Source organism: Haladaptatus halobius (assembly GCF_020618475.1).
In the GTDB taxonomy this organism is placed as follows: domain Archaea; phylum Halobacteriota; class Halobacteria; order Halobacteriales; family Haladaptataceae; genus Haladaptatus; species Haladaptatus halobius.
The window spans coordinates 1780441-1800938 of sequence record NZ_CP085335.1 but is presented as its reverse complement, the minus strand read 5'-3'; the positions used below and the strand labels follow the sequence as shown (position 1 = coordinate 1800938).

The following is a 20498-nucleotide window of genomic DNA, read 5'->3' as shown; positions in this document are numbered from 1 at the left end:
ACGAGTGCGATAGATGACGTTCGTTCTGACGTTCGTTGCAACCACTGTCTAATATTCGCCTAACGTTCGGGAATCTCATAGGTAACTCGCCTCCACCGTGTCCTGGGCACCTCGATAGAGTCGTTATCGAGGGCTGAACTGTATTTATGAATCCCCCGAACCCCTCTTTGTTATACACTCACTGAACTCGGTGAAGGACTCACCTAGGGTGGGCTATGGCTCACATACCCGTCCCCGACCGCGAAAATGCCATCTCGGCCATTCAGTCGCCACGTTTCGTCAATCTCCGGTAATAGGCTCGTACGAAATGGTTACTTTCGAATCGAGAAGTCGGAAAGAGAGCAGGTGTCCGTCTCGGCGCCGTATTATCGATTACTCTCGACTTTCGTCCTACGATTCTCCGCCGTCGCAGCACGACGAAAAGGAGCGGTCGTGGCGAGCGATTCGAGGTTCGATGTCGAATCGCTCGTCCGCGTCGCGCTGGCGCGCACCGTCAGACATTGATGGCCGACGGCTTGACCCAGACGACGAACTCGTCGTCCTGTCGAACGACGCCGTGAACCGACTCGCTCTCGACGGACTCGTCCACGTCGGCGTCGTTCAGGGCGACGACTTGATTCACTTCGTCGATGAGCCAACCGATGCTCCGCTGGTCTTCCGTCTCGAAGACGATGACGCGGGTGCCCGTCCCCGAATCGTCCAATCCGAGCACCGTCTTCGGGTTGACGATGGTCGTCGTCGTGCCGCGGAGATCCATCACGCCTTCGACGTGCGGTTTCGAGTCGGGGAGTTTCGTCAGTTCGCCGCGGTCGACGATCTCGTCGTTGTGCACGATGTCGACGCAGTACTGTTTGCTCTCGAGTCGGAAGATCAAGACCTGCAATTCCGAAACGTTTTCTGACATTATCCTCTCTCTTCCGGATTTCCACTTTACTGTTCCGCCGGACACTCTACTTTTCTCCTCGCTCGCTACCTCGGAGATACTGTCTACCGTTCGAATATTCCCGTCGTAAGTTCCGTGGAACACCGGTACGATATCTTTTTATGGTCGTGTTATCAAAGTCGATAACCGATGGGGTCTGTGGAACTGCTCCGGGTGCTTGGCAACAAGTACAACGCCGAGATACTCGACGCGACACACGAGCCGAAGTCCGCCCAGGAGTTGAGCGACGAGCTCGGCATCCCGATAGCGACCAGCTATCGGAGGATAGAGGAACTGACGGAGGCGAACCTGCTCAAACTGACCGGCCGCGAGTTCTCTAACGAGGGGCGTCGAACCAAAGTGTACCGGCGCGACATCGACAGCGTTGCGATAACGTTCCGTAGCGACGGTCTGGAGGTGTCGCTCGAAGAGCGTCCCGAAGTCGAGAACTCGCTGGTCAACGTTTGGCGCGATCTGAAGGACACGCAGTGACATGCAGCCGACGGAACTACTTTACACCGTTTTCAGTCTCTCCCTCACGGTAGCCGGGCTTTCGATGGTGGAGTTCGCCGTGCGTACCTACCGTCGAACCTCCCAGCCAGCCCTCTTTCATCTCTCGGTCGGGTTCACCTTCGTCGTCGCGGCGTCGCTCGCGACGACCGTCAGTGCGTTCCTGCTCGATTTCGAGAGCATCAGAAACACCGAGTTTCGGGTATAAACACGCCGCTGCCGAGGTTTCGAGTGCGACGTACGCCGCCACGTACGGTGCGGCGGTCGAATCGATGGTCGAAGCGGCGAAGAACGCACACGTCGAGTTCGGCGTGGAACGGGACGACGAAGACCACCTCCTGTTCCGGGGTGAGAGTACGATGGTAACGCCGGACGGAGAAGAGCAGGAGATCGCGTTCGCCGCGAAGCCGCTCTATCGACGGCGAACTCGTCGCAGTCGTCGAGACGGTGAACGACCGGACGGAGGACGTTCGCCGACACGAGAGCGTGACTGCGATGGTGGAAGAACTCCGGAACACGCTCACCTCCATGCGCGAGGGAGACCTCTCGGCGCGTGCCGACTTCGCGGACGAGTACGGCGTCGTGGACGACCGCCTCGTCAACGTCGTCGACCAGGTCAACGACATGGACGATCGGTTCCAGTTGCTCGCCCGTCGCGTCGACGAACAGGCGGAGGAACTCGCCGAGTCGGTCGACCGAGCGTCCGGTTCCGCGGAGACCATCGAAGAGCGCGTGGACGAACAGTCGGCGCTGCTCTCTATCGTCGCCACCGAGATGGAGAACTTCAGTGCGAGAATGCAGGAGGTCGCGGCCTGTTGCGACCAAGTCGCATCCGCCGCGGAGCTGGCGAAGGCGGCCGCTGACAGCGGTCTCGACTCCAGCGAAGGTGCACGCGAGGCAATCGACGTCGTCATCAGGATGAGCGACGGCCTCGTGAAGACGGTGACGGAACTCGAATTACAGATGACCGAAATCGAGGGTGTTATCGAAGTTATCGCCGAAGTCGTCGACCAGATGAACCTCCTCGCGCTGAACGCGAACATCGAGGCGGCCCGCGCAGGCGACGCCGGAAGCGGCTTCGAAGTCGTCGCGGACGAGGTGAAAGAACTCGCAAACAAGACGCGCGAACACACGGAGGAGATCGCGGGTCGCATCGAAGATATTCAGTCGCAGGCCAACGAAATGGTCGTGGCTGTCGAGGAGTCGAACCAACAGGTTCAGCTCGCGGGTGACGAAATCGGCAACGCTCTCATCGCGCTCGAAGAGATCGCCGACGCGGTTGACGAGGCCGCGACCGGCGTGACCGAGGTCGCCGAAGCGACCGAGAGGAACTTTTTCGGGTCGATGATGGCCGTCGTCTCGCCGCGGAGATCCATCACGCCCTCGATGGAGTCGGGCGTGCGCGGAATCCGCGTGCCCTTCTTCACTTCCACGATGCTGTCCACTTGGTCGATGTCGATGGCGCACACGTCGTCGCCGAGCCGAAACTCGACGACCTGCGTCTCCTCACCCCGTCGTCCGACGATTCCTATTTCTGAACGCTCAAAGTCATCTATCGAATAGATCTACCTCCGGCACATAAAAACCCTACTCCCGACTATCACGACGGATAATCCGCGACGGTTACGAAACCGAGACGACTCACCGGTCGGTTTCCGGCGGAAACACCGGTCCGTTCGTGCCGCGTATCGCTTCGAAGAGGTCGGCGATGGAGTCGTCCGGCGAGAGGACGTGGGCTTCGAGGACGCCGCGGAAACACCGCGGCGAGTATCGCACGCGGACGTTCGACTCCACCTGGAGGATTCCGAGCACGTCCTCGACTGGCGTGCTCCTATCGACCTGCTGGCGTACCACATGAGCAGTCCGTCGAAGACGATTCCCACGTCGTCGGAGAACAGCTGTTGGTGACCGATTGCGTCTTCCGACTTTGCGGATATGTGAAAGCGGTATCGCGACTCCACGTCGTCGAGGTCGTCTTCGAGCCATCGGCGAACGTCCTTGGAGTCGATCTGCGGTCGTTCGTCGGGCGAATCAGCCCCTTCGTTCGTATCGTCAGCCGTCGATGAGCGTGCCGGCTTCTCCGGAACCGACGGCTTTCCCGCTGAGCCGATGACCTACCGCCCCTCGTCCAGCGGAACGACGCTGTCGTTGTCCTCGATGTCGAGTTCGTCGGGCGAGAGGACCGTCCCAGTTTCCGTTTCGGATTCGTCCCGCGCTGGACTCATAATCGACTGTTACCACCGCTCGTCACATAAAATCCCAGACAATTCCTCTCGGTGAGAATACGTCTCGGCGGAGCGACGACTCTACAGCGATTTTCGACGATTGTCGTGGAGTGGATTTATTACTGTCGAATGTTTGGGTCGGAGCACCGTCATGAGTATCAGAACTACGTCCGTTTCGCCGCTCCCCGACGAACTGGTTTCGCCGCGCGCCAAACTCGTCTACCTCTACTTAGCGACCGCGCAAGGTGCGACGCTCGACGAACTACAGACCGGTCTCGACTTGCCGAAAATAGCGCTCTACACCATCATTCGCACGCTCCGGGAGCGCGGACTCGTCGAAAAAGAGGGGGACGCGCTGACGGTGACCGGCTAATCGGATTCCTCGTCTTCGGAGGGACAGAGTTGGTCTGGAGTACGCTTGTACCGCGGTGTTTTCGCAAACCGTTTGATTCGCTCTCGGTCGTCGCTGGATAATTTGCCACCCATGAAAAGTCGCTACGACCTCGACAGTAAAAAAACAGCGGTTAACTGTTTTCATTCTGGTACTGATAGAACCCAGTAATATATCGGATCGACTGGCGGCAGTTCGAGAACCGCCCAGCGGATTCGATCGATGGTGCGCTCGTCCCCTGCACTGGACGAAAAACTCACACCCCCCGATTTTCGACCACTTTCACTTTCGCTTCGCTATGCTTGGTTTCATCATCTGACCGGACAACGTTCGGATATGAACATCGAACTGGCTCCAGAACACGCCGAACCCCAGTCGTGGAACGCTGCGGACATATCTCGGCTGTCCACTAGCGAAATGGCAGACTTCGTCCGAAGCTCCGCCGAGGATGGCGAGGTTCACCTTGAACGGAAAGGTGGGCGAACGTTCGTCGTCGCGGGCGACTGACTCCGTAACGCAGTTCGTCACGCGCTATGAAGCGATGGCATGCTCGAATCTGGTCAACAGGCACCGTCGTTCGAACTCCCGAACCACGCGGGTGAAACTATCTCGCTCGGGGATTTCGAGGGCAGAGTCGTCGTCTACTTCTACCCGCGCGCCGACACCCCCGGCTGTACGACCGAAGCGTGCGACTTCCGCGATTCGTGGGACGAGTTCACGGCGCGCGGCGTGCCCGTCCTCGGAATCAGCGACGATTCGGTCTCCGACCTTGCCAGCTTCCGCGAGAAGCACGATCTCCCGTTCGAACTGCTGAGCGACGAGTCCGGCGAGGTCGCCAGCGCCTACGACTCCTACGGCGAGAAGAAGATGTTCGGTCGAACCTTCGACGGTGTCTTCCGGAACACCTTCGTCGTCGCTCCCGACGGCACCGTCGAGCGCGTCTTCGAGAACGTCTCGCCGGACGGTCACGCCGCGGAGATACTCTCGGCGCTCGAATGACGTACGTCTCACGTCCGGTTCGCGGGATTCGAGACGACCCCGACTTAGGGGAGTCGGTGACCCTCCTGCTCCGACTCGCCGACGCCGACCCAGAATGGGCCGCCGACCGAGTCGACTCGCTCGGCGGCGACGTGAACGCGGAACTGGCATTCGAGACGCTCCGGGTGGTCGTTCCTGAGGAGTCGGTCGCCGACCTCTGCGAACTCGACGGGCTCGGCGCCGTCGAAACCGCCGCCTCGCTCGGCGTGGACGCGGGCGACGCGGGCGATGACGTGGAACTGAACGACTTCTAAGCTCGGTGCGGACGATTTCCATCCGGCGGTTTTTCGGAATCGGTCGTCGGTTCTTTCGGCCGGGGAGTCGAACACCCGCCAACGTAGACCACTCGTGTGCCTTCGTGAAAATCCGAGCGTCGGTAATTCATCGCGGTCGTCCCCCTCGTTTTTCGAACGAACCTGACGGCTCTTGGGATAATTAGACAATCAGCCAACATATTTATTGCAGACTCAGTTGCGCCTATAGTCGCAATGTCCAGCCAACGACAGCAGCGAATGACCGGAGAATCGACGATGGAAGCCTCGGACGAAGCGATGATGAATCCGGCGGTGCTCGCGGCGGCCGCTTCGGTCGGTCTCTCGTGGTACCAGTTCTTCGTTCGCGGGGAGAAAGAACGGGGAATCTTCATCGGCTTGTGGCCCCCGACTTTCTTAGCGTTCGCGAGCTACTTCAACCAGAAGCGGATGGAAGAGCGGATGAATTCGATGCTCCCCGGCGGACTGATGAAGTCGGTGAACCGAATGATGCCGAATCGATAGCTGGGTTGGTGACGGTACGACCTTCGGAACTGCTCTTCGAATCACGCTTTTCGCACGTCCTCGGCGACGTCGCGGATGGTCTCGTACTCCCCGTCGCCGTAGGCGATGACTCGAACGTCGACGAGCGATCCGGCGTCGTATCGCGCTATCTCCTCGCAGACGGTTCGCGCACCCTCGCGCAGGTCGAAGCCCGCGATGCCACAGCCTAGCGGCGGAATCACCATCGACTTCGCGTTCAGTTCGTCGGCCTTTCGTAGCGCGTTTCGAGTGGCGTCGCGGATGCTCTCCCGCGTCGCCTGCCCGTCCCCGAAGTGGGGCATGGCCGCGGCGTGGACGACGAACTTCGCGTCGAGTTCGTACGCGTCCGTCACAGCGACTCCGCCGAGTTCGACCGGCCCCTTCGAGGTGGCGTCGTCGTTTATCGACCCGTTCGCCCCGCGGCGGAGCGCGCCCGCCACGCCGCTACCCATCCGAAGACTCGTGCCCGCGGCGTTGACGAGCACGTCCGCTTGCTGTGCCGCGATGTCACCCTGTACGACGGTGAACTCCATATTCGACGTCACAGCGTCGGCGAACAAAACTCTCGGGCTAGAACGCACTCGACTGTGAACGACCTCGGCTCACTCGCCCTGTTTTTCGAGGCGCGTCGCTTCGACCATCAGGTCGGGGTGGTCGGCGTCGGGGTACCGAAACGTCCACGAGCGGTCGAACTCGATGCCTCGTCGGTGACCCTTCAACAGCAGATCGCCGAGCACGCCGCGGAAATCCTCGACGACGGCTTTTTCGGGCGGTTTCGTCGGTCGGGGAGGGTTCAGCATCTCTTCGGTGTCACCTTTTTCGAGGTGGGTTATCTCGACCATCAGGTCGGGTATGTCCTCATCCGGATAGCGAAACGTCCACGAGCGGTCGAACCGGCGGTCGTTTTTGTACGCCGTACTCAGCACCATCTTGAGGGTGCTGCGGAATTCCTCGGGCGCAGCCATCCAGAGGGGGACGCTCTGGGTGCGGCTCATGAAAAACGGACAGGGTCGGGATCGGTATAAAACCGAACGATAGTTGCCCTCGCTCGGACGCCGAGCAACAGTTTACAACACGGAATCCGCTGTTAGGAGGCGATTAATCCTGTCTCCGGTCGGTCGTGTTCACGAGTATTGTTTTTCGGTCGTCAGAAGCGACATCGAGACGAGATACTGGGCCACACGCGACCGACGTTCGACTAATCCAAAAAAGCGCCGAGCCGAGGGTGGAGTTGAATCACGCCCGGACGGTTTCGCTCGCTTCGCTCACGAACTGCGTCCGGTCTACTTCAAATCCCCGGTGGTTACCGCACGAAGAAAAAAGGTCAAGCCAAGGGTGGGATTTGAACCCACGTATTCTCGATTACAAATCGAGTGCTTGAACCACCCAAGCTCCCTTGGCGCGTTCCTCAGTTATCGCTACTCCTTTGAGTGGTTATCGTTTTCGACCGATTTTTCCAGTTCGATTCGGTACGGTTCGTACCCCCGTTTCCGGTACAGTCGCCGGGCGTCCTCGTTCGTCGCCAGCACCTCCAGCGCCAGCACCTCCGCACCGCGTTCGGCGAGGGCCGCCTCGGCGGCGTCGAGGAGTTCCGATCCGATCCCCTCGCTCCGGCGCTCGGGTTTGACGTAGACGTTCTGGACGATTCCGCGCGTCGCCGACTGCTCGTAGACGCCCGACTGGAGTTCGAACATCACAAAGCCGACCATACCCTCGTCGCGGGCGACGAACAGACTCTCCTCGATGATGTGTCGGGCGACGGCGTCGCGGATGTGGGGGCGGTTCTCGTCGGCGCGGAGATGCGACCCGTGAGCGCGCTGGTCGCGGGCGAGTTCCACCCAGAGATCCGCGACGCGGTCGATGTCCGCGCTCGTCGCCGCCTCGACGGAGACCATCTATCGGGAGAGTGCCTCCACGGCCGGAAGCGGTTCGCCGGTGAGCATCCGCAAGCAAGCCCCGCCGCCGGTGCTCACGTGGTCGAATCCTCCGAGGTCGAACTTTCGAATCGCGGCGGCCGTGTCGCCGCCGCCGACGATGCTGTACTCTGCGTTCGCGGCTTCGGTGTAGAGTTCCCGGGTACCCTTGGCGAAGGCGTCGTCCTCGAACACGCCCGCCGGTCCGTTGAGGATGACCGTGCCGGCGTCCCGGAGTATCTCCGAGTATGCATTGATAGTGGCGCTCCCGATGTCCATCGCGGCCTCGTCCTCTTCGGGCGGGAACTCGTCGCGGGTGAGTTCGGCGCGTTTCCCGTCGCGCTCGACCGCCGCGTCCTTCGGCAGGTGGATTCGGTCGCGGTAGGTTTCGAGCAGGTTCACGGCGTCGTCGATGTAATCCCAGTAGCCCTGTTCGTGGATGAAGTCCGCGCTGACGTCGCCGAGATCCGCACCGTCGGCGAAGAGGAAGACGTTGCCGACGACGCCCGCCGTCAGCACGTAATCGGCGAGGTCGCGCTCCAGCACGTTCTCGGCGACCGCGATGGAGTCGGAGACCTTCGCGCCGCCGACCACGTACACTCGCGGGCGCGGAGTTCCCTTGATATCGCCGAGCACGTCGAGTTCCCGCTCCATGACGCGTCCCGCGTAGCCGGGGAGCCGAGTCGGAAAGCCGATGAGGGAGGGTTGCGAGCGGTGGGCCGCCGCGAAGGCGTCGTTGACGTAGGCGTCGAGTTTGGGCACCAGACGGTCGACGAGGTGCGTCTGTGCGGCTTTCTCCGCCGGGAACTCCATGTACTCCTCGCTGTAGAAGCGCGTGTTCTCCAGCACGACCGCCTCCCCGTCGTGGAGATTGCCGACCGCCGTTCGAGCGTCCTCCGAGAACGTGGCGTCGCAGTGCGAAACGGGAAACGGAACCAGTTCGTCCAATCGCTCTGCGTGCGGGGAAAGCCCCGAAAAATCGTCACCGCCGGGGCGACCTTGGTGAGCGAGGACGGCGACCTTCCCACCTCGCTCCAACAGTTCCGATACCGTATCGACGTGTGCCCGCAGACGCGCGTCGTCGGCGAGATCGCCGGACTCGGTCAACGGACTGTTAATGTCGATACGCACGCCGAGGGTCGTCCCTTGGACGGCGAGATCGTCCAGGGTCTGGATAGACATACGTGTGCCTGCAACATCGCTCGGCATATGTGTGTCGGTAATCTCCCTCGAAATAAACGCGCTTTCGAGTAAACAACCTAAATACACTTTTTCTCGACACTCTTCTCGGAAACCCCTGGGTATGCCGCCATTATCGGAATTCGCCCGACAGCTCTCTCGGAAAGGTTTAATACTGTGACGGGAACCGATTATCGTGTGGAGAGTTATCAATGGACGGCGTAACTGAAACCTACTCCCGAGGGCGACGTCTCGTAGTCGGACGACCCTTCCTCGTGGTCGTCGGCCTGTTCGCGGTGCTCTTGGTCGTAGATTTCGTAAATCGCCTGCTGTTCGGTGACCTACTCGTGTCCAATGTGGGTTCGCTCGTCTGGAGCGGTCTCATGCGTGGACTCATCATAGGTCTCGCCGGAATCGGGCTTTCGATGACGTACAGCATTCTGAACTTCGCTAATTTCTCGCACGGCGACTACATCACGAGCGGGGCGTTCACGGGGTGGGCGGTCACGTACCTCGTCGCCGGACTCGGAAAAGGGAGTCTCGCCGGACTGTTGTTGGTCGGCGCCGGCGGAACGGTGTACGCGAGTTCCCTCGGCATCACGATAGCGACGACGCCGCTCGCCGTCGTCGCCGGACTTTTGCTCGCCGGAATAGGGACGATAGCGCTCGCCCTGTTCATCGACCGAGTCGTCTACCGGCCGATGCGCGACGCGGGCGGTATCACCCTGCTTATCACGAGCGTCGGCGTCGCATTCGCGCTCAGATATCTCATCGTATTCGTCTTCTCGACGGCGAACCGCGGAACGACGGCGTCGCAGGACATCCCGACGTGGAATCTCCTGCTCTGGGACGGAACCGTTCCCGTGACGGCACACGACCTGACGCTCCTCGTCTCGACGGTGGGGCTGATGCTCGGCGTTCACGTCCTGCTCCAGCGAACCAAACTGGGGAAGGCGATGCGCGCGATGTCCGACAACGAAGATCTCGCGCGTATCACGGGGATACCGACCGAGCGCGTCATCCGCTGGACGTGGATAATCGGCGGCGCGCTAACCGGCGTCGCAGGCTACCTGATGGTGCTCTGGACGGGCACCATCGACTTCCAGTTCGGGTGGCTCCTCCTGCTTCCCATCTTCGCCGCGGTCATCCTCGGCGGTATCGGCTCGGTATACGGCGCGATCCTCGGCGGACTGGTCATCGGACTGACGTGGGATCTCGCCATCATCTGGATTCCGGGTGAGTTCGGCAGAGCCGCCGCGTTCGCCATGATGATCCTCATCCTGCTGTTCAAACCGCAGGGGCTGTTCGCAGGGAGGACGACCGCATGAGCACGAAGATGCGGGACTTCGAGATGAACGACACCGTGCTCATCCTCGCCGCGCTGGTCGGTATCTACGCGCTGTACCTCATCGCGGGGTCGGCGCTCGGCTACTCGTTCCGCGGCCAGTTGAACTCGCTCGCACGCCTCACGTTCCTCATCGGCGTCTACGGGATGTTGGCGCTCGCGTTGAACCTCCACTGGGGGTACACCGGACTGTTCAACATCGGCATCGCGGGGTTCATGGCGGTCGGTCTCTACACGATGGCCATCGTCTCGAAACCCGCCGCGAGCGCCACCGCGGGAGCCGCGACCGTCTCCGGTCTCGGACTTCCGCTCTGGGTCGGCATCCTCGCCGGGATGCTCGCGGCGGCGCTCCTCGGATTGCTCGTGGCGCTTCCGGCGCTTCGGTTGCGAGCCGACTACCTCGCCATCGTGACCATCGCGATGTCCGAGATCGTTCGGTTCACCGTTATGTCGAACAAGTTCCAGAGCGTCGACGTGTTCGGCACGAACCTCGGAACCGGCGGCGGTCGCGGTCTGCTGCTGAACTACGACGACCCGCTCCAACCGCTGTTCGACAGCGCACCGTACGCCGCGCTCGAAGACGCGCTGACCCCGCTCGTCGGCGGCTCCGTCGGGCCGATGCTCGATTCGCTCACCTACGCGGTCGTCCTGCTCGGCTTCGTGGCGGCGTTCTACTGGCTCCTAAAGCGAACCGGCGAATCCCCCTTCGGTCGGGTGCTCAAAGCCATCCGCGAGGACGAGCAGGTGGCGAACTCGCTCGGGAAGGACACCGACCGGTTCAAGATCAAATCGTTCATGCTCGGCTGTGCGCTGATGGGACTGGCCGGTATCCTCTGGCAACTCCGGCAGGGTGCCATCACCCCGACCTCGTTCAGACCGCAGGTGACGTTCTTCGTGTGGCTGGCGCTCATCATCGGCGGCGCGGGATCGAACACCGGGAGCGTTCTCGGCGCGGCGGTGTTCGCCGGCCTGCTGTTTCAGGGGCCGCTCTACCTGAAGAACATCATCAGACAAGTGTACAACGTCTCCGGAGCGCCGAACACGTTCGCCGACGCGGTCGGCCCGCTGTTCGTCGGGAAAATCCAGCCGTTCGTCGCCTATTCTATCAACAACATCAACGCCTTGCAGTTGGTCATCATGGGCGTCGTGCTCATCTGGATCATGCAACGCAGGCCGGAGGGCGTGCTCGGCCACCGCAAGGAGGAGGCCGCGAGCATACCGCTCTCGCGGCCGCGCGGCGGTGGCGAAACGACGCCGCAAGCCGCGGCGGACGGAGGTGAGCGGGAATGACCGCGAGCGGGAGCGAAACGACCCGGACGGAGTCGCTCAGCATCGGGAGCGAAGCGAGCGACCTGAGCGACACGCCGCTTCGAGTCGAGAACCTCCGGAAGACGTTCGGCGGTATCACCGCGGTGGACGGGGCGACGTTCTCCGTTGAGCAGGGGTCGCTCACCGGACTCATCGGCCCGAACGGGGCCGGAAAATCGACCACGTTCAACCTCATCACCGGCGTCCACCGGCCCGATGGCGGTTCCGTGTACTTCGACGACGACGATATCACGGGGCTGCGTCCCTATCAAATCGCCAACCGCGGGCTGGTTCGAACGTTCCAAATCGCCCGCGAGCTGTCGGAGATGACCGTGTTGGAGAACATGATGCTCGCGCCGGACGGCCAGAACGGCGAGAAACTCTGGCGGTCGGTGACGCCCGGACTCCGGGGAGAGGTGCAGCGAGAGGAGGAGGTCGTCCTCGAACGAGCGTGGGAGATGCTGGAGTTCTTCGAAATCGACCACCTCGCGGAGGAGTATTCGGGCAACCTCTCCGGCGGCCAGCGAAAACTGCTGGAGATGGCGCGAGCGCTCATGACCGACCCGAAGATGGTGTTGCTGGACGAACCGCTGGCGGGCGTCAACCCTTCGCTCGAGAAGAAACTGCTCGCACACGTCCACGAACTCCGCGAGAACGGGTACACGTTCCTGCTCGTGGAACACGACATGGACGTGATAATGAACAACTGCGAACGCGTCATCGTCATGCACCAAGGCAAAGTGCTCGCCGAGGGGAAACCCAAGGCGATTCGAGCGAACGACCGAGTTATCGACGCCTATCTGGGGGAGGAGATATAATGGCGCTCCTCGAAATCGATTCCCTCGACGCGGGGTACGGCGATGACCTCCAAATACTGGACGACGTGGACATGCACGTCGAAGACGGCGAGTACGTCACCATCGTCGGCCCGAACGGGGCCGGGAAATCGACCGTGATGAAATCCGTCTTCGGGTTGACGACCTACATGGGCGGGACGGTCACCTACGACGGTGCGGAGATTCACGGGAAGAAGCCGGAGGATATCATCCACCTCGGCCTCGGTTACGTCCCGCAGAACGACAACATATTCGGGATGCTCTCGGTCGAGGAGAACTTGGAGATGGGCGCGTACATCCTCGACGAAGTGCCGGAGGACGCGCTCGCGGAGGTGTACGAACGCTTCCCGATTCTGCACGAGCGCAGAGACCAGAAGGCGGAGACGATGTCCGGCGGGCAACGGCAGATGCTCGCCATGGGTCGGGCGCTGATGTTGAACCCCGACCTGCTGATGCTGGACGAACCGAGCGCGGGTCTCGCACCCGACCTCGTGGACGAGATGTTCGACAAGGTGGACGAGATAAACGACAGCGGGACGGCAATCCTGATGGTCGAACAGAACGCGAAGGAGGCGCTGCGGCGCTGTAACCGCGGTTACGTCCTCGTGCAGGGACAGAACCGGTTCGTGGACTCCGGCGACGCGCTGCTGGCCGACGAGGAAGTTCGACAGGAGTTCCTCGGCGGATAACTTCCTCTTTTCGGCAGTAATCGACAAGCGAGTGGCAACCGTGGCTCATGCATGGCACTCTTTCGTTGGGCCGCGGTCGGCCTCGCGCTCGCGGTTCTCTGCGCGGCCATGTCCGGCGTCGGTGGCGGGAGTTACTCCGCCACCGACGCCGAACCATCGTCATCCCCTGCCGAACCGACCCGCCTCGACTCCTGCACGTCCATCTCCGAACCGGGGCAATACGTCCTCGTAAGTGATATCCGATCCCGCGCGGAGACATGCATCCGAATCACGGCGGACGATGTGATTCTCGACGGTGCCGGCCACGTCGTCGACGGCGGCACGTTACGGGAGAACACGACGGGTATTGCGGTGACGGGCGCGAACGTCACGGTGCGGAACCTCGCGCTCGCCCGGTGGACGTTCGGCCTCCGGTACGAGGGCGCTCCGGACGGCGTCGTTCGGAACATGACCGCACGGCGAACCGTCGACGGCGTGACGCTCTCGTCGTCGCCCCATGCGAGGGTGAAAGGAGTGACGGCAGCGAGCGGTTTCACGGGCGTTTCGGTCATCGAGTCGAACGCGAGCACCGTGACGGACAGCGTCTCACGCGGCTTGCTCTCGTCCGGCGTCCTGGTCGGCGACTCCCGGCGCGTCGCCGTTTCGAACGTCACGGTCGTCCGGAGCGAGACGGGTATCGCGCTCCTCGGCAGTCGTCGGGGACGAGTCGAAGATGTGACCGTCCGTTCGACCCGGACGGCCCTCCTGCTCGTCGATTCCCGCGCTAACTCGGTCGTGAGCGCCTCGCTCTCGAATCCAGTCGGGTCGGCGACGGTGACGCTCTCGAACGCGGTCGGGAATCGTCTCGTCGAAATGGGCGGTGACTGGACGCTCCGCTCCGTGAACGGATCGCACGAAAATCGGGTAGCGAACGCGACTAGCCGAGTGCCTGATTGATGACGGACGTGTACGACGACTCGCCTATGTTGAACGCGACTTGGTTGATGACCTGCCCGTCGTGGTCTTGCCGGAACGCCTGCGAGAACTGGTTCGACAACTGTTGGCCGTAGTCGTTGTTCACGAACAGCGTCGATGCGGACTGTGCGCCGATGCGTTCCGCGGCGACCTGCGCCATCACCTTACCTTGCAGGAGGTCGCTCGGGGCTGTCCGGAAGACGAAGTCGTTGTCCTGTAGGCGCGAGACGGTGATGGCCGTGCTGGACGGCGAGCAGCCGACGACCTCGTTCGGGATGTACACCTCGGTCGAGACGGGGATGTTGTTCCCCGAGGACGCGGGGCCGGAGATGGCTGGGAATCCCGCGTTGACGAGCGCGTTCGCCCCGCTGATCGCCGCTTGTCGGGCGGTTTGAGTGTCTTCGACTTGGGTTTCGACGTTCAGGTTGATGTCGCTCTCGTTCACCTGCTGGATCGGGATTCTAGAGGCTTGGATCATCGGGCCGCCGACCGACCCGAGGTCGCCGGTCTGCGGAAGCAGGATACCAACTCTGATGGTTCGTCCCATCCCGCCGGGAGCGTTGTTCGCTCTCGGGCCGCCGGCGTTGCCCCCGAACTGCCGCGTGTTGACGGTTCTGATTCCGTCTTGCGTCTGCGGTGCGAACTTCCACACGTCGTATGCCGCGGACGCCGGTCCACCCCGTTGGTCGAAGTTGGTCGAACTCGACGCACCCTGGTAGTTGATGTCCTCCCCATTCGCGGCGGCTCTGACGGCTTCCACGAAGTTCCCCGGACCGTACTCCTGCCCCGGCGGATTGGCGACCCGGCGCATCTGCTGGCGGATGGCCGAACCGGTGTTCTCGCCGGCGGCGGCGTTCGCCAATATGAGGATAGCGACCGAGTCGTAGGAGTGCGAGGTGAACACGCCCGGCGATTGGTTGTAACGGTTCTGGAACAGTCGGACGAACGCCTGTATGTTGGGACCTGCGGCGGCCGGGGCCGTCCCGGTGACGTTCTGCATGTCGTTACCGACCTGTTGTGGCAAGGAGGAGTCTTGCAACCCGTCCGGAACGAGCACGTCGACGTTTTGGCCGGTCGCGTACAGGTCGCGGAACAATTGAATACCGCTCTGTGGGTACCCGATGACGGTGAGCATGTCCGGCCCTCCGTCCTGTTGGAGGTTCCCCATCAGCCCCACGGTCGTCGCTGCACCCACTCCTCGAAGGTAGTCACGACGGTCGATTTTTGAACTCATACCCGAAGGAATCGTCGCCGTTCTGGGAGAAAAGTCTATTTTAAACTATCGTTATAGATCCGTGTCGATTCATCGTGGCAGCGTCAATACACCAGTCGTCGGGAAGGATAATGTATCCGAAACGTCACGAATCACAGCGCCACGGCGAAGACTGCACCGACGATGGCCGAACGCGACGCGAAACGCGAACCTCGCATCGCCGGTATCTCTTCAGTCGGCAGTACCGTCGCTAGTGGCGTACTCAGCACACCTCCGATGGGTACCTGTTTCGCTCCCGTCTACTTCACGGAGAAAAAACGCGCTCATACGGCGGTGGGCCTTACTTCGAACCAGTCGCCTTGCTGATGACGGACGTATACGACGATTCGCCCTTGTTGAACGAGACTTTCTGTAGGACTTGGCCGCTGTGCTTGTCCGTGAAGGCGCTCGAGAACTTGTTTGATAGCTGCTGCCCGTAGCTGTTGTTCACGTAGAGCGTGGACGCCGTCTTTCCGCTGAGTCGCTCGGCGGCGACCTGCGCCATCACCTTGCCTTGCAGGAGGTCGCTCGGGGCCGTCCGGAAGACGAAGTCGTCGTCCTGCAGGTGCGAGACCGTGAGCGCCGTGCTGGACGGCGAGCAGCCGACGATGCGCTGCTTGGTGTACACCTGCTTGCTCACGGGCAGGTTGTTACCGGACGAAGCCGGTCCACAGATGGCCGGATAGCCGGCGTTGACGAGCGCGTTCACACCGGAGAGTGACGCTTGCTTCGCGGTCTGCGTGTCCTCCACTTGGGAGTCCACCGTCACGCTGATGCCCGCGTCGTTCACCTGCTTGATGGGCAGCTTCGCCGCCTGAATCATCTGACTACCGACGGAGCCGAGATCGCCGGTTTCTGGGAGCAGTATCCCGACTTTGATTGTGCGGTTGTGCCCGCCGGGTGAACTATCGGCCATTTTACCGCCGGCACTGCCCTTGAAGTCGATGGTATCCAAGGTCTTGTACCCGTCCTCGGTATCGGGCGCGAACTTCCACACGTCGTAGGCCGCAGAGGCCGGGTCACCCTTCTCGTCGAAGTCGACGACACTCGACGCGCCCTGATAGTTGACGTCTTCACCGCGCGCGGCGGCTTTGACCGCTTTGACGAAGTTCTCCGGTCCGTACTTCTGTCCGCCGGGGTTGGCGACCCGGCGCATCTGGTCGCGGATCTTCGTCCCGTCGTTCGCACCCGCCGCCGCGTTGGCGAGGATGAGAATAGCGACCGAGTCGTAGGAGTGCGAGGTGAACACGCCCGGCGGACTTCCGTACTCGTCTTTGTACATCTGCGTGAACGCCTTCTTGTTCGGGCCGGCGGCGGCCGGAGCCGTCCCGGTAACGTTCTGCATGTCGTTGCCCACCTGCTTTGGCAACTTGGCGTCGAGCAACCCGTCGGGAACGATGATCTTGTGGCTCGCGTCGGTGTTCTTGTAGTAGTCGCGGAAAAGCTGGTTCCCGCTCTCCGGGTACCCGATGACGTTGATAACGTCCGGTCCGCCACTCTCGTCGTTGTTACCGTTTCCGTTGCCGTTTCCAGCGCCGCCACCGCCGATACAGCCGGCGAGACCGGCGGTTCCGGTCGCTCCGAGTCCCTTCAGTACATCGCGTCGGTCGATATCATATCCCATGGACAGGGATGGGTATCGACCGCGTGACTATAAATCTACCCTTCGGGCGGCTTAGAATTCGGGCGTTTCACCCCTATTTCCGAAACGCATAGGAATTTTATCTAATACTCCCGACAGTCGGCACAAACGAGTTGACCGTTGACGTTCGTGAGGTCGCGGGTGAGCGTGCCACAGACTTCACAGATACTCTGGCCCGCGTATTCTGCGTCGCCACCGTTCACCTCGACCGTCCCGCGCAGTTCGGTCTCGTCGGGTTCCCGTTCACGGGTGGAAACGATGCTCGACGGCGACGCGGAGGCCGAGATGACGTCGCGTTCGGTGAGGATTCCGACCAGTTCGCCGTCGCGGGTGACGATGACCCGGCGGATGTCTTGCCGGGCCATCGTCCCCGCCGCGTCCGCGAGACTGCGGTCGGCGTTCATCGAGACGATGGGACTCGTCATCACCTCCGATACGGTCGTGTCGGCGGGGTCGCCCTCCTCCGCGACGAGGTCGAGCACGTCGGATTCGGTCATGATTCCGACGGGGTCGCTCCCCCGGAGGACGACCACGCTTCCCACCCCCTCGGCGCGCATGAGTTGCACCGCACCCAGTACCGAGTCGGACTCGCTAACCCCCACGTATTCCCGGGTCATCATGTCCCGGATCGTGACTTCGGCATCCATATGTGACCGTTTGACACAACCGTCCTAAAAGCTATCCCCGGCACCTTTATTCCCGCATCCGTCTAATATAGCTAGTCGGTTACTGAAACTCGACTCTGCTTCCCGTTGCCCGACAGGTCTCCAGCGCGTGTTTCGCGGCCATCCCCGCGTCTTGTGCGACTCTACCGCGACCGACGCCGACTTTCAACTCGACTTCCGTCGCCTCCTCGACGTGCCGGATAGCGTCCTCGTACGCCGCCTCGTCCAAGTTCGGACAGACCACGATGACGTTGTCGCCACCGACGAAAAAGGAGAGCGAGTCGTGTGCCACCCGCATGTACTTCATCAGCGCGGCGTACCCCTGTTCGATGTGGATGAACGAGTCGAACGCGTTCACCTCGTCGGTGTAGTTGCCGGTCATGTCGTTCACGTCGAAGTGCGCTATCTGCACGTCGTCGTCCGTCCGGAACTCCTCGTCGATGATTCGTCCGCGGAGGATCGATTGACGCGAACGGTCCTGTGCGCTTCCGGCGTCCTGCAACTGTTCGGTGGCGTCTTCGAGCGCCTGCACCGGACTCGTCCCGGTGGCGACGCTGAGACTGACGGTCACCGGATAGCGGTTTCCGACCGACTCCTGTACGAGCGCGTGGTCGTCTAACGAGAGCCCGTTCGTGACCGCGATCATGTTGTCGAACCGGGTGAAAAAGACGTAGCCCTCTCGGTTGCCGACGAGCTGCGAGAGGTCGGCGTACAGCCTCGACTGAAGCGTCTGGAGGTCTACTTCCCGGCGCGGTTCCGGCGTCACGGTCCACGGACCGTAGTTGTCGATCTGTATCAACGTTATCTGGGCGTTCGTCACTGTTGGCCGAGCGTTCGACGTACTGGTGTATAAGTTGCCCTAATCGTGATTCGCGTCTCAAAAATGAGACGGGAAGCGGGCGGCTAGCGGACGCGAAAATCGTCGGTTATCTCGCGGAGTGCCGAAACCGCTTCGGGAGATTGAAGCGCCCGCCCGAGAGTGACCCGACAATGACCATCCCGTCGTTCGTCATCGGTATCGCCGGGGGAACCGGCGCGGGGAAGACGACGGTCGCCCGTGAGATCACCGCGGACGTGAGCGACTCCGTCACCAGAATCCCGATGGACAACTATTACGAAGACCTGTCGCACCTCGATTTCGATGAGCGCACGGAGGTCAACTACGACCATCCGTCGGCGTTCGAGTGGGAACTGCTCCGCGACCACCTCGATTCACTGCTCTCCGGCCAGGCCATCGAGATGCCCCAGTACGATTTCTCGATCCACAACCGGAAAGACGAGTTCGTGACCGTCGAACCCACGGACGTGGTCATCCTCGAAGGAATCCTCGCCCTCTACGACGCCGAGGTCAACGAGATGCTCGACCTCCAGGTGTACGTCGAGACGGACGCCGACGTTCGCATCCTCCGGCGTATCGAGCGCGACGTGGTGAACCGGGGTCGGGGTCTCGAAGGCGTCATGGAGCAGTACCTCTCGACGGTGAAACCGATGCACGAGCAGTTCGTCGAACCGACGAAGAAACACGCCGACATCATCATTCCCGAGGGTGCGAACCGGGTCGCGGTCGGTCTCCTCGAAGAGAAGGTTCGCGCCGAGATTCGGGCGCACTCGATGCGAAAGGGGGACGAGGAACTTCGCCTCGCCTCAAGCGAGCGGAGCGACCCGCCGACCGCGACACCGGGCGCTCGTGACGACCGGTGGCGCTCGACGGAGAAACAGGAGTGATCAGGCGCGCTTCGTTTCGGGGTTCGCCCCGACCGGGTGGTAGTCCCAGAAACCGCCCGACCGCATCGCCGCTCCGACGGCGCGGTGGAAGTCTAAGATGGTCTCGAACTCCGCGGGTTCGACGTGTTCGAAGATGTCGTCCACGCTGACTACTCGTTCGTAGTTGATGCGGATCGGTTCGTCGCCGTGTTCCTCGACGAACTCGTCGCGCGAAAGCGGGAAGTCCTCGTCCTCGTCCAGTTTCTTTGCGAGGACGGCCAGACCGTACTTCCGCCCGCCTTCGCTTCCTTCCTCGCCGTCGGGGTCGTGAGGCCAATCCATGCCCGCACGTCGGTTCGGGGGGACGAAAAGGATTACCTTCCGCGGACGTTCTCCGCGCCGTCGCGGGTCGGAGACGCGAGGATGCGTTCGACCAGATTGCGGTGTCCGCGCCGGAGGCGTTCTGAGACGGTCTGATGCGAGATTCCCAATTCGTCGGCGAGATCCTCGGTCGTCGCCTCTCGCGGAACGTCGTAGTAGCCTCGCTCGGCGGCGGAGCGAAGCGTCTGGTACTGCCGAGGCGTCAGTCTCTGCGAGCCGCTCCGCGGCGTCTCCAGCTCGTTGATGGTTCGAACGTCGGCGGAGAGGTCGGCGTCGCGGCACGACTCGTAAACGTCCGCGAGGCGTTTTCGATCCGCGAACCGGACGCGAAAGCGCCACTCATCGTCCATCGCGTTCGCGATGAGTGCGGTGGCGTCTCCTTTCACGAGTAGGGAGACGGGTTCGCGGACGTAGTTTTCCACTCCATCCCGAACACCCCACGGGTGCCGAAATCGGTGAGCAAACGGGCGTCGGTGACGGTCGAATCGTCGGCTAACGTCGGTTGTAGCGCACCGACTTCGGGCGTCGTCATCCGCATCTGCGGCATCGTGCGCTCTTCGCCGTGTGCGACGACCCCTACTATCTCGAATCGTGTTTCGGGAGCCTGTAGAAACGTTTCTTTGAGCGCGAACTCGCGGGCAGGAAGAGCGATCTCGGCAATCGTGCTCACCCGAGCGAAAAGAGACGATAGTCCGTTTCTTGTTTTGATTGTTATCTCCGGCTATTTTAAGTGCAAACGCGGGTCGGGAC

General features: G+C 61.8%; 27 protein-coding genes, 1 tRNA gene and 2 pseudogenes. 14 read left to right on the top strand and 16 right to left on the bottom strand.

Going from position 1 to position 20498, the window contains the following annotated elements; all coding sequences use genetic code 11:
* Positions 1-493 precede the first annotated feature (493 nt).
* Positions 494-904, bottom strand: a complete 411-nt coding sequence (locus LIW51_RS10440) for a chemotaxis protein CheW (protein ID WP_227374075.1) — start codon at positions 902-904, stop codon at positions 494-496.
* A gap of 168 nt (positions 905-1072) precedes the next feature.
* Here LIW51_RS10440 and LIW51_RS10435 point away from each other — a divergent pair, with 168 nt between their 5' ends.
* A complete protein-coding gene (locus tag LIW51_RS10435; RefSeq protein ID WP_227374074.1) occupies positions 1073-1414 on the top strand; it encodes an ArsR/SmtB family transcription factor in 342 nt (113 codons plus the stop codon).
* A 1-nt stretch (position 1415) separates the two neighbouring features.
* Positions 1416-1640, top strand: coding sequence for a DUF7521 family protein (locus tag LIW51_RS10430; protein WP_227374073.1), 225 nt, complete (start codon positions 1416-1418; stop codon positions 1638-1640).
* On the opposite strand, the gene LIW51_RS10425 is transcribed toward LIW51_RS10430, so the two are convergent.
* On the bottom strand, positions 1615-1950 hold the full coding sequence (locus LIW51_RS10425) for a hypothetical protein (protein WP_227374072.1): 336 nt from the start codon (positions 1948-1950) through the stop codon (positions 1615-1617). The genes LIW51_RS10430 and LIW51_RS10425 overlap by 26 nt on opposite strands.
* On the opposite strand from LIW51_RS10425, the pseudogene LIW51_RS39110 reads away from it, so the two are divergent.
* Positions 1928-2701: pseudogene (locus tag LIW51_RS39110) on the top strand (methyl-accepting chemotaxis protein); the annotation flags it as partial. The gene LIW51_RS10425 and the pseudogene LIW51_RS39110 sit on opposite strands and share 23 nt — an antisense overlap.
* On the opposite strand, the gene LIW51_RS10415 reads toward LIW51_RS39110, so the two are convergent.
* Both LIW51_RS10415 and LIW51_RS39910 read right to left on the bottom strand, forming a co-directional pair.
* Positions 2650-2877 carry a chemotaxis protein CheW gene (locus LIW51_RS10415; RefSeq protein ID WP_255767467.1) on the bottom strand — a complete coding sequence of 76 codons (228 nt, stop codon included), beginning with the start codon at positions 2875-2877 and terminating at the stop codon, positions 2650-2652. The pseudogene LIW51_RS39110 and the gene LIW51_RS10415 sit on opposite strands and share 52 nt — an antisense overlap.
* 196 nt (positions 2878-3073) lie before the next feature.
* A pseudogene (locus LIW51_RS39910) lies at positions 3074-3543 on the bottom strand (DUF7500 family protein).
* Positions 3544-3808: 265 nt separating this feature from the next.
* Here LIW51_RS39910 and LIW51_RS10405 point away from each other — a divergent pair.
* The 5 genes from LIW51_RS10405 (at position 3809) to LIW51_RS10385 (ending at position 5862) form a co-directional block, all read left to right on the top strand.
* The gene (locus LIW51_RS10405) at positions 3809-4030 is read left to right on the top strand and encodes a helix-turn-helix domain-containing protein (protein WP_227374070.1); all 222 of its coding nucleotides are present in this window, start codon (positions 3809-3811) and stop codon (positions 4028-4030) included.
* A 354-nt stretch (positions 4031-4384) separates the two neighbouring features.
* Positions 4385-4555 (top strand): hypothetical protein, encoded by a 171-nt coding sequence (locus tag LIW51_RS10400; RefSeq protein ID WP_227374069.1) that lies wholly within the window; start codon positions 4385-4387, stop codon positions 4553-4555.
* Positions 4556-4594: 39 nt separating this feature from the next.
* Entirely contained in the window at positions 4595-5047 is a 453-nt protein-coding gene (bcp, locus tag LIW51_RS10395; protein ID WP_227374068.1) for a thioredoxin-dependent thiol peroxidase, read from the top strand.
* Complete coding sequence (locus tag LIW51_RS10390) at positions 5044-5340, top strand: hypothetical protein (protein ID WP_227374067.1); 297 nt, start codon at positions 5044-5046, stop codon at positions 5338-5340. Before bcp ends, LIW51_RS10390 begins: the two co-directional genes overlap by 4 nt.
* 258 nt (positions 5341-5598) lie before the next feature.
* Positions 5599-5862 carry a hypothetical protein gene (locus tag LIW51_RS10385; protein WP_227374066.1) on the top strand — a complete coding sequence of 88 codons (264 nt, stop codon included), beginning with the start codon at positions 5599-5601 and terminating at the stop codon, positions 5860-5862.
* A 41-nt stretch (positions 5863-5903) separates the two neighbouring features.
* On the opposite strand, the gene LIW51_RS10380 is transcribed toward LIW51_RS10385, so the two are convergent.
* The 5 genes from LIW51_RS10380 to LIW51_RS10360 form a co-directional block, all read right to left on the bottom strand.
* Positions 5904-6413, bottom strand: a complete 510-nt coding sequence (locus LIW51_RS10380) for a macro domain-containing protein (protein WP_227374065.1) — start codon at positions 6411-6413, stop codon at positions 5904-5906.
* 69 nt (positions 6414-6482) lie between these two features.
* A complete protein-coding gene (locus LIW51_RS10375) occupies positions 6483-6875 on the bottom strand; it encodes a PolC-type DNA polymerase III domain-containing protein (protein WP_227374064.1) in 393 nt (130 codons plus the stop codon).
* Positions 6876-7207: 332 nt separating this feature from the next.
* Positions 7208-7281 (bottom strand) — tRNA-Thr (locus LIW51_RS10370).
* Positions 7282-7298: 17 nt separating this feature from the next.
* Positions 7299-7775, bottom strand: coding sequence for a GNAT family N-acetyltransferase (locus LIW51_RS10365; protein ID WP_227374063.1), 477 nt, complete (start codon positions 7773-7775; stop codon positions 7299-7301).
* A complete protein-coding gene (locus LIW51_RS10360) occupies positions 7776-8975 on the bottom strand; it encodes a phosphoglycerate kinase (protein ID WP_227374062.1) in 1200 nt (399 codons plus the stop codon).
* A gap of 209 nt (positions 8976-9184) precedes the next feature.
* Here LIW51_RS10360 and LIW51_RS10355 point away from each other — a divergent pair, with 209 nt between their 5' ends.
* The 5 genes from LIW51_RS10355 to LIW51_RS10335 are packed head-to-tail and all read left to right on the top strand — an operon-like array spanning position 9185 to position 14086.
* Positions 9185-10300, top strand: a complete 1116-nt coding sequence (locus tag LIW51_RS10355; RefSeq protein WP_227374061.1) for a branched-chain amino acid ABC transporter permease — start codon at positions 9185-9187, stop codon at positions 10298-10300.
* Positions 10297-11607, top strand: a complete 1311-nt coding sequence (locus tag LIW51_RS10350; RefSeq protein ID WP_368411734.1) for a branched-chain amino acid ABC transporter permease — start codon at positions 10297-10299, stop codon at positions 11605-11607. The genes LIW51_RS10355 and LIW51_RS10350 overlap by 4 nt, the downstream gene beginning before the upstream one ends.
* Positions 11604-12443: an ABC transporter ATP-binding protein gene (locus LIW51_RS10345; protein WP_227374060.1), complete on the top strand. Its 840-nt coding sequence runs from the start codon at positions 11604-11606 to the stop codon at positions 12441-12443. Before LIW51_RS10350 ends, LIW51_RS10345 begins: the two co-directional genes overlap by 4 nt.
* Positions 12443-13150 (top strand): ABC transporter ATP-binding protein, encoded by a 708-nt coding sequence (locus LIW51_RS10340; RefSeq protein ID WP_227374059.1) that lies wholly within the window; start codon positions 12443-12445, stop codon positions 13148-13150. Before LIW51_RS10345 ends, LIW51_RS10340 begins: the two co-directional genes overlap by 1 nt.
* Positions 13151-13201: 51 nt before the next feature.
* Positions 13202-14086, top strand: coding sequence for a NosD domain-containing protein (locus LIW51_RS10335; protein WP_227374058.1), 885 nt, complete (start codon positions 13202-13204; stop codon positions 14084-14086).
* Here LIW51_RS10335 and LIW51_RS10330 read toward each other — a convergent pair.
* The 4 genes from LIW51_RS10330 to LIW51_RS10315 all read right to left on the bottom strand — a co-directional run bounded on the left by LIW51_RS10330 (position 14067) and on the right by LIW51_RS10315 (position 18483).
* Positions 14067-15338, bottom strand: coding sequence for an ABC transporter substrate-binding protein (locus LIW51_RS10330; RefSeq protein ID WP_227374057.1), 1272 nt, complete (start codon positions 15336-15338; stop codon positions 14067-14069). The two genes, LIW51_RS10335 and LIW51_RS10330, sit on opposite strands and share 20 nt — an antisense overlap.
* Before the next feature lie 319 nt (positions 15339-15657).
* Positions 15658-16980, bottom strand: coding sequence for an ABC transporter substrate-binding protein (locus LIW51_RS10325; RefSeq protein ID WP_227374056.1), 1323 nt, complete (start codon positions 16978-16980; stop codon positions 15658-15660).
* A 101-nt stretch (positions 16981-17081) separates the two neighbouring features.
* On the bottom strand, positions 17082-17645 hold the full coding sequence (locus LIW51_RS10320; RefSeq protein ID WP_227374055.1) for a CBS domain-containing protein: 564 nt from the start codon (positions 17643-17645) through the stop codon (positions 17082-17084).
* 79 nt (positions 17646-17724) lie between these two features.
* On the bottom strand, positions 17725-18483 hold the full coding sequence (locus tag LIW51_RS10315; protein WP_227374054.1) for a GTP cyclohydrolase III: 759 nt from the start codon (positions 18481-18483) through the stop codon (positions 17725-17727).
* Positions 18484-18653: 170 nt separating this feature from the next.
* Here LIW51_RS10315 and udk point away from each other — a divergent pair, with 170 nt between their 5' ends.
* Positions 18654-19388 (top strand): uridine kinase, encoded by a 735-nt coding sequence (gene udk / locus LIW51_RS10310; protein WP_227374053.1) that lies wholly within the window; start codon positions 18654-18656, stop codon positions 19386-19388.
* Here udk and LIW51_RS10305 read toward each other — a convergent pair whose 3' ends face one another.
* Genes LIW51_RS10305 through LIW51_RS10295 form a run of 3 tightly spaced genes read right to left on the bottom strand, consistent with a single transcriptional unit; the run spans position 19389 to position 20418 of the window.
* On the bottom strand, positions 19389-19709 hold the full coding sequence (locus LIW51_RS10305; RefSeq protein ID WP_227374052.1) for a DUF5785 family protein: 321 nt from the start codon (positions 19707-19709) through the stop codon (positions 19389-19391). It abuts the gene before it with no gap.
* 32 nt (positions 19710-19741) lie between these two features.
* Positions 19742-20170 (bottom strand): helix-turn-helix domain-containing protein, encoded by a 429-nt coding sequence (locus LIW51_RS10300; RefSeq protein ID WP_227374051.1) that lies wholly within the window; start codon positions 20168-20170, stop codon positions 19742-19744.
* Positions 20131-20418 (bottom strand): bacterio-opsin activator domain-containing protein, encoded by a 288-nt coding sequence (locus LIW51_RS10295; protein ID WP_227374050.1) that lies wholly within the window; start codon positions 20416-20418, stop codon positions 20131-20133. The genes LIW51_RS10300 and LIW51_RS10295 overlap by 40 nt, the downstream gene beginning before the upstream one ends.
* Positions 20419-20498 lie beyond the last annotated feature (80 nt).

Coding starts and splice junctions, on each gene's coding strand:
- LIW51_RS10440 (WP_227374075.1), bottom strand. CDS start 904: ATGTCAGAAAACGTTTCGGAATTGCAGGTCTTGATCTTCCGACTCGAG.
- LIW51_RS10435 (WP_227374074.1), top strand. CDS start 1,073: ATGGGGTCTGTGGAACTGCTCCGGGTGCTTGGCAACAAGTACAACGCC.
- LIW51_RS10430 (WP_227374073.1), top strand. CDS start 1,416: ATGCAGCCGACGGAACTACTTTACACCGTTTTCAGTCTCTCCCTCACG.
- LIW51_RS10405 (WP_227374070.1), top strand. CDS start 3,809: ATGAGTATCAGAACTACGTCCGTTTCGCCGCTCCCCGACGAACTGGTT.
- LIW51_RS10400 (WP_227374069.1), top strand. CDS start 4,385: ATGAACATCGAACTGGCTCCAGAACACGCCGAACCCCAGTCGTGGAAC.
- bcp (WP_227374068.1), top strand. CDS start 4,595: ATGCTCGAATCTGGTCAACAGGCACCGTCGTTCGAACTCCCGAACCAC.
- LIW51_RS10390 (WP_227374067.1), top strand. CDS start 5,044: ATGACGTACGTCTCACGTCCGGTTCGCGGGATTCGAGACGACCCCGAC.
- LIW51_RS10385 (WP_227374066.1), top strand. CDS start 5,599: ATGACCGGAGAATCGACGATGGAAGCCTCGGACGAAGCGATGATGAAT.
- LIW51_RS10380 (WP_227374065.1), bottom strand. CDS start 6,413: ATGGAGTTCACCGTCGTACAGGGTGACATCGCGGCACAGCAAGCGGAC.
- LIW51_RS10375 (WP_227374064.1), bottom strand. CDS start 6,875: ATGAGCCGCACCCAGAGCGTCCCCCTCTGGATGGCTGCGCCCGAGGAA.
- LIW51_RS10365 (WP_227374063.1), bottom strand. CDS start 7,775: ATGGTCTCCGTCGAGGCGGCGACGAGCGCGGACATCGACCGCGTCGCG.
- LIW51_RS10360 (WP_227374062.1), bottom strand. CDS start 8,975: ATGTCTATCCAGACCCTGGACGATCTCGCCGTCCAAGGGACGACCCTC.
- LIW51_RS10355 (WP_227374061.1), top strand. CDS start 9,185: ATGGACGGCGTAACTGAAACCTACTCCCGAGGGCGACGTCTCGTAGTC.
- LIW51_RS10350 (WP_368411734.1), top strand. CDS start 10,297: ATGAGCACGAAGATGCGGGACTTCGAGATGAACGACACCGTGCTCATC.
- LIW51_RS10345 (WP_227374060.1), top strand. CDS start 11,604: ATGACCGCGAGCGGGAGCGAAACGACCCGGACGGAGTCGCTCAGCATC.
- LIW51_RS10340 (WP_227374059.1), top strand. CDS start 12,443: ATGGCGCTCCTCGAAATCGATTCCCTCGACGCGGGGTACGGCGATGAC.
- LIW51_RS10335 (WP_227374058.1), top strand. CDS start 13,202: ATGGCACTCTTTCGTTGGGCCGCGGTCGGCCTCGCGCTCGCGGTTCTC.
- LIW51_RS10330 (WP_227374057.1), bottom strand. CDS start 15,338: ATGAGTTCAAAAATCGACCGTCGTGACTACCTTCGAGGAGTGGGTGCA.
- LIW51_RS10325 (WP_227374056.1), bottom strand. CDS start 16,980: ATGGGATATGATATCGACCGACGCGATGTACTGAAGGGACTCGGAGCG.
- LIW51_RS10320 (WP_227374055.1), bottom strand. CDS start 17,645: ATGGATGCCGAAGTCACGATCCGGGACATGATGACCCGGGAATACGTG.
- udk (WP_227374053.1), top strand. CDS start 18,654: ATGACCATCCCGTCGTTCGTCATCGGTATCGCCGGGGGAACCGGCGCG.
- LIW51_RS10305 (WP_227374052.1), bottom strand. CDS start 19,709: ATGGATTGGCCTCACGACCCCGACGGCGAGGAAGGAAGCGAAGGCGGG.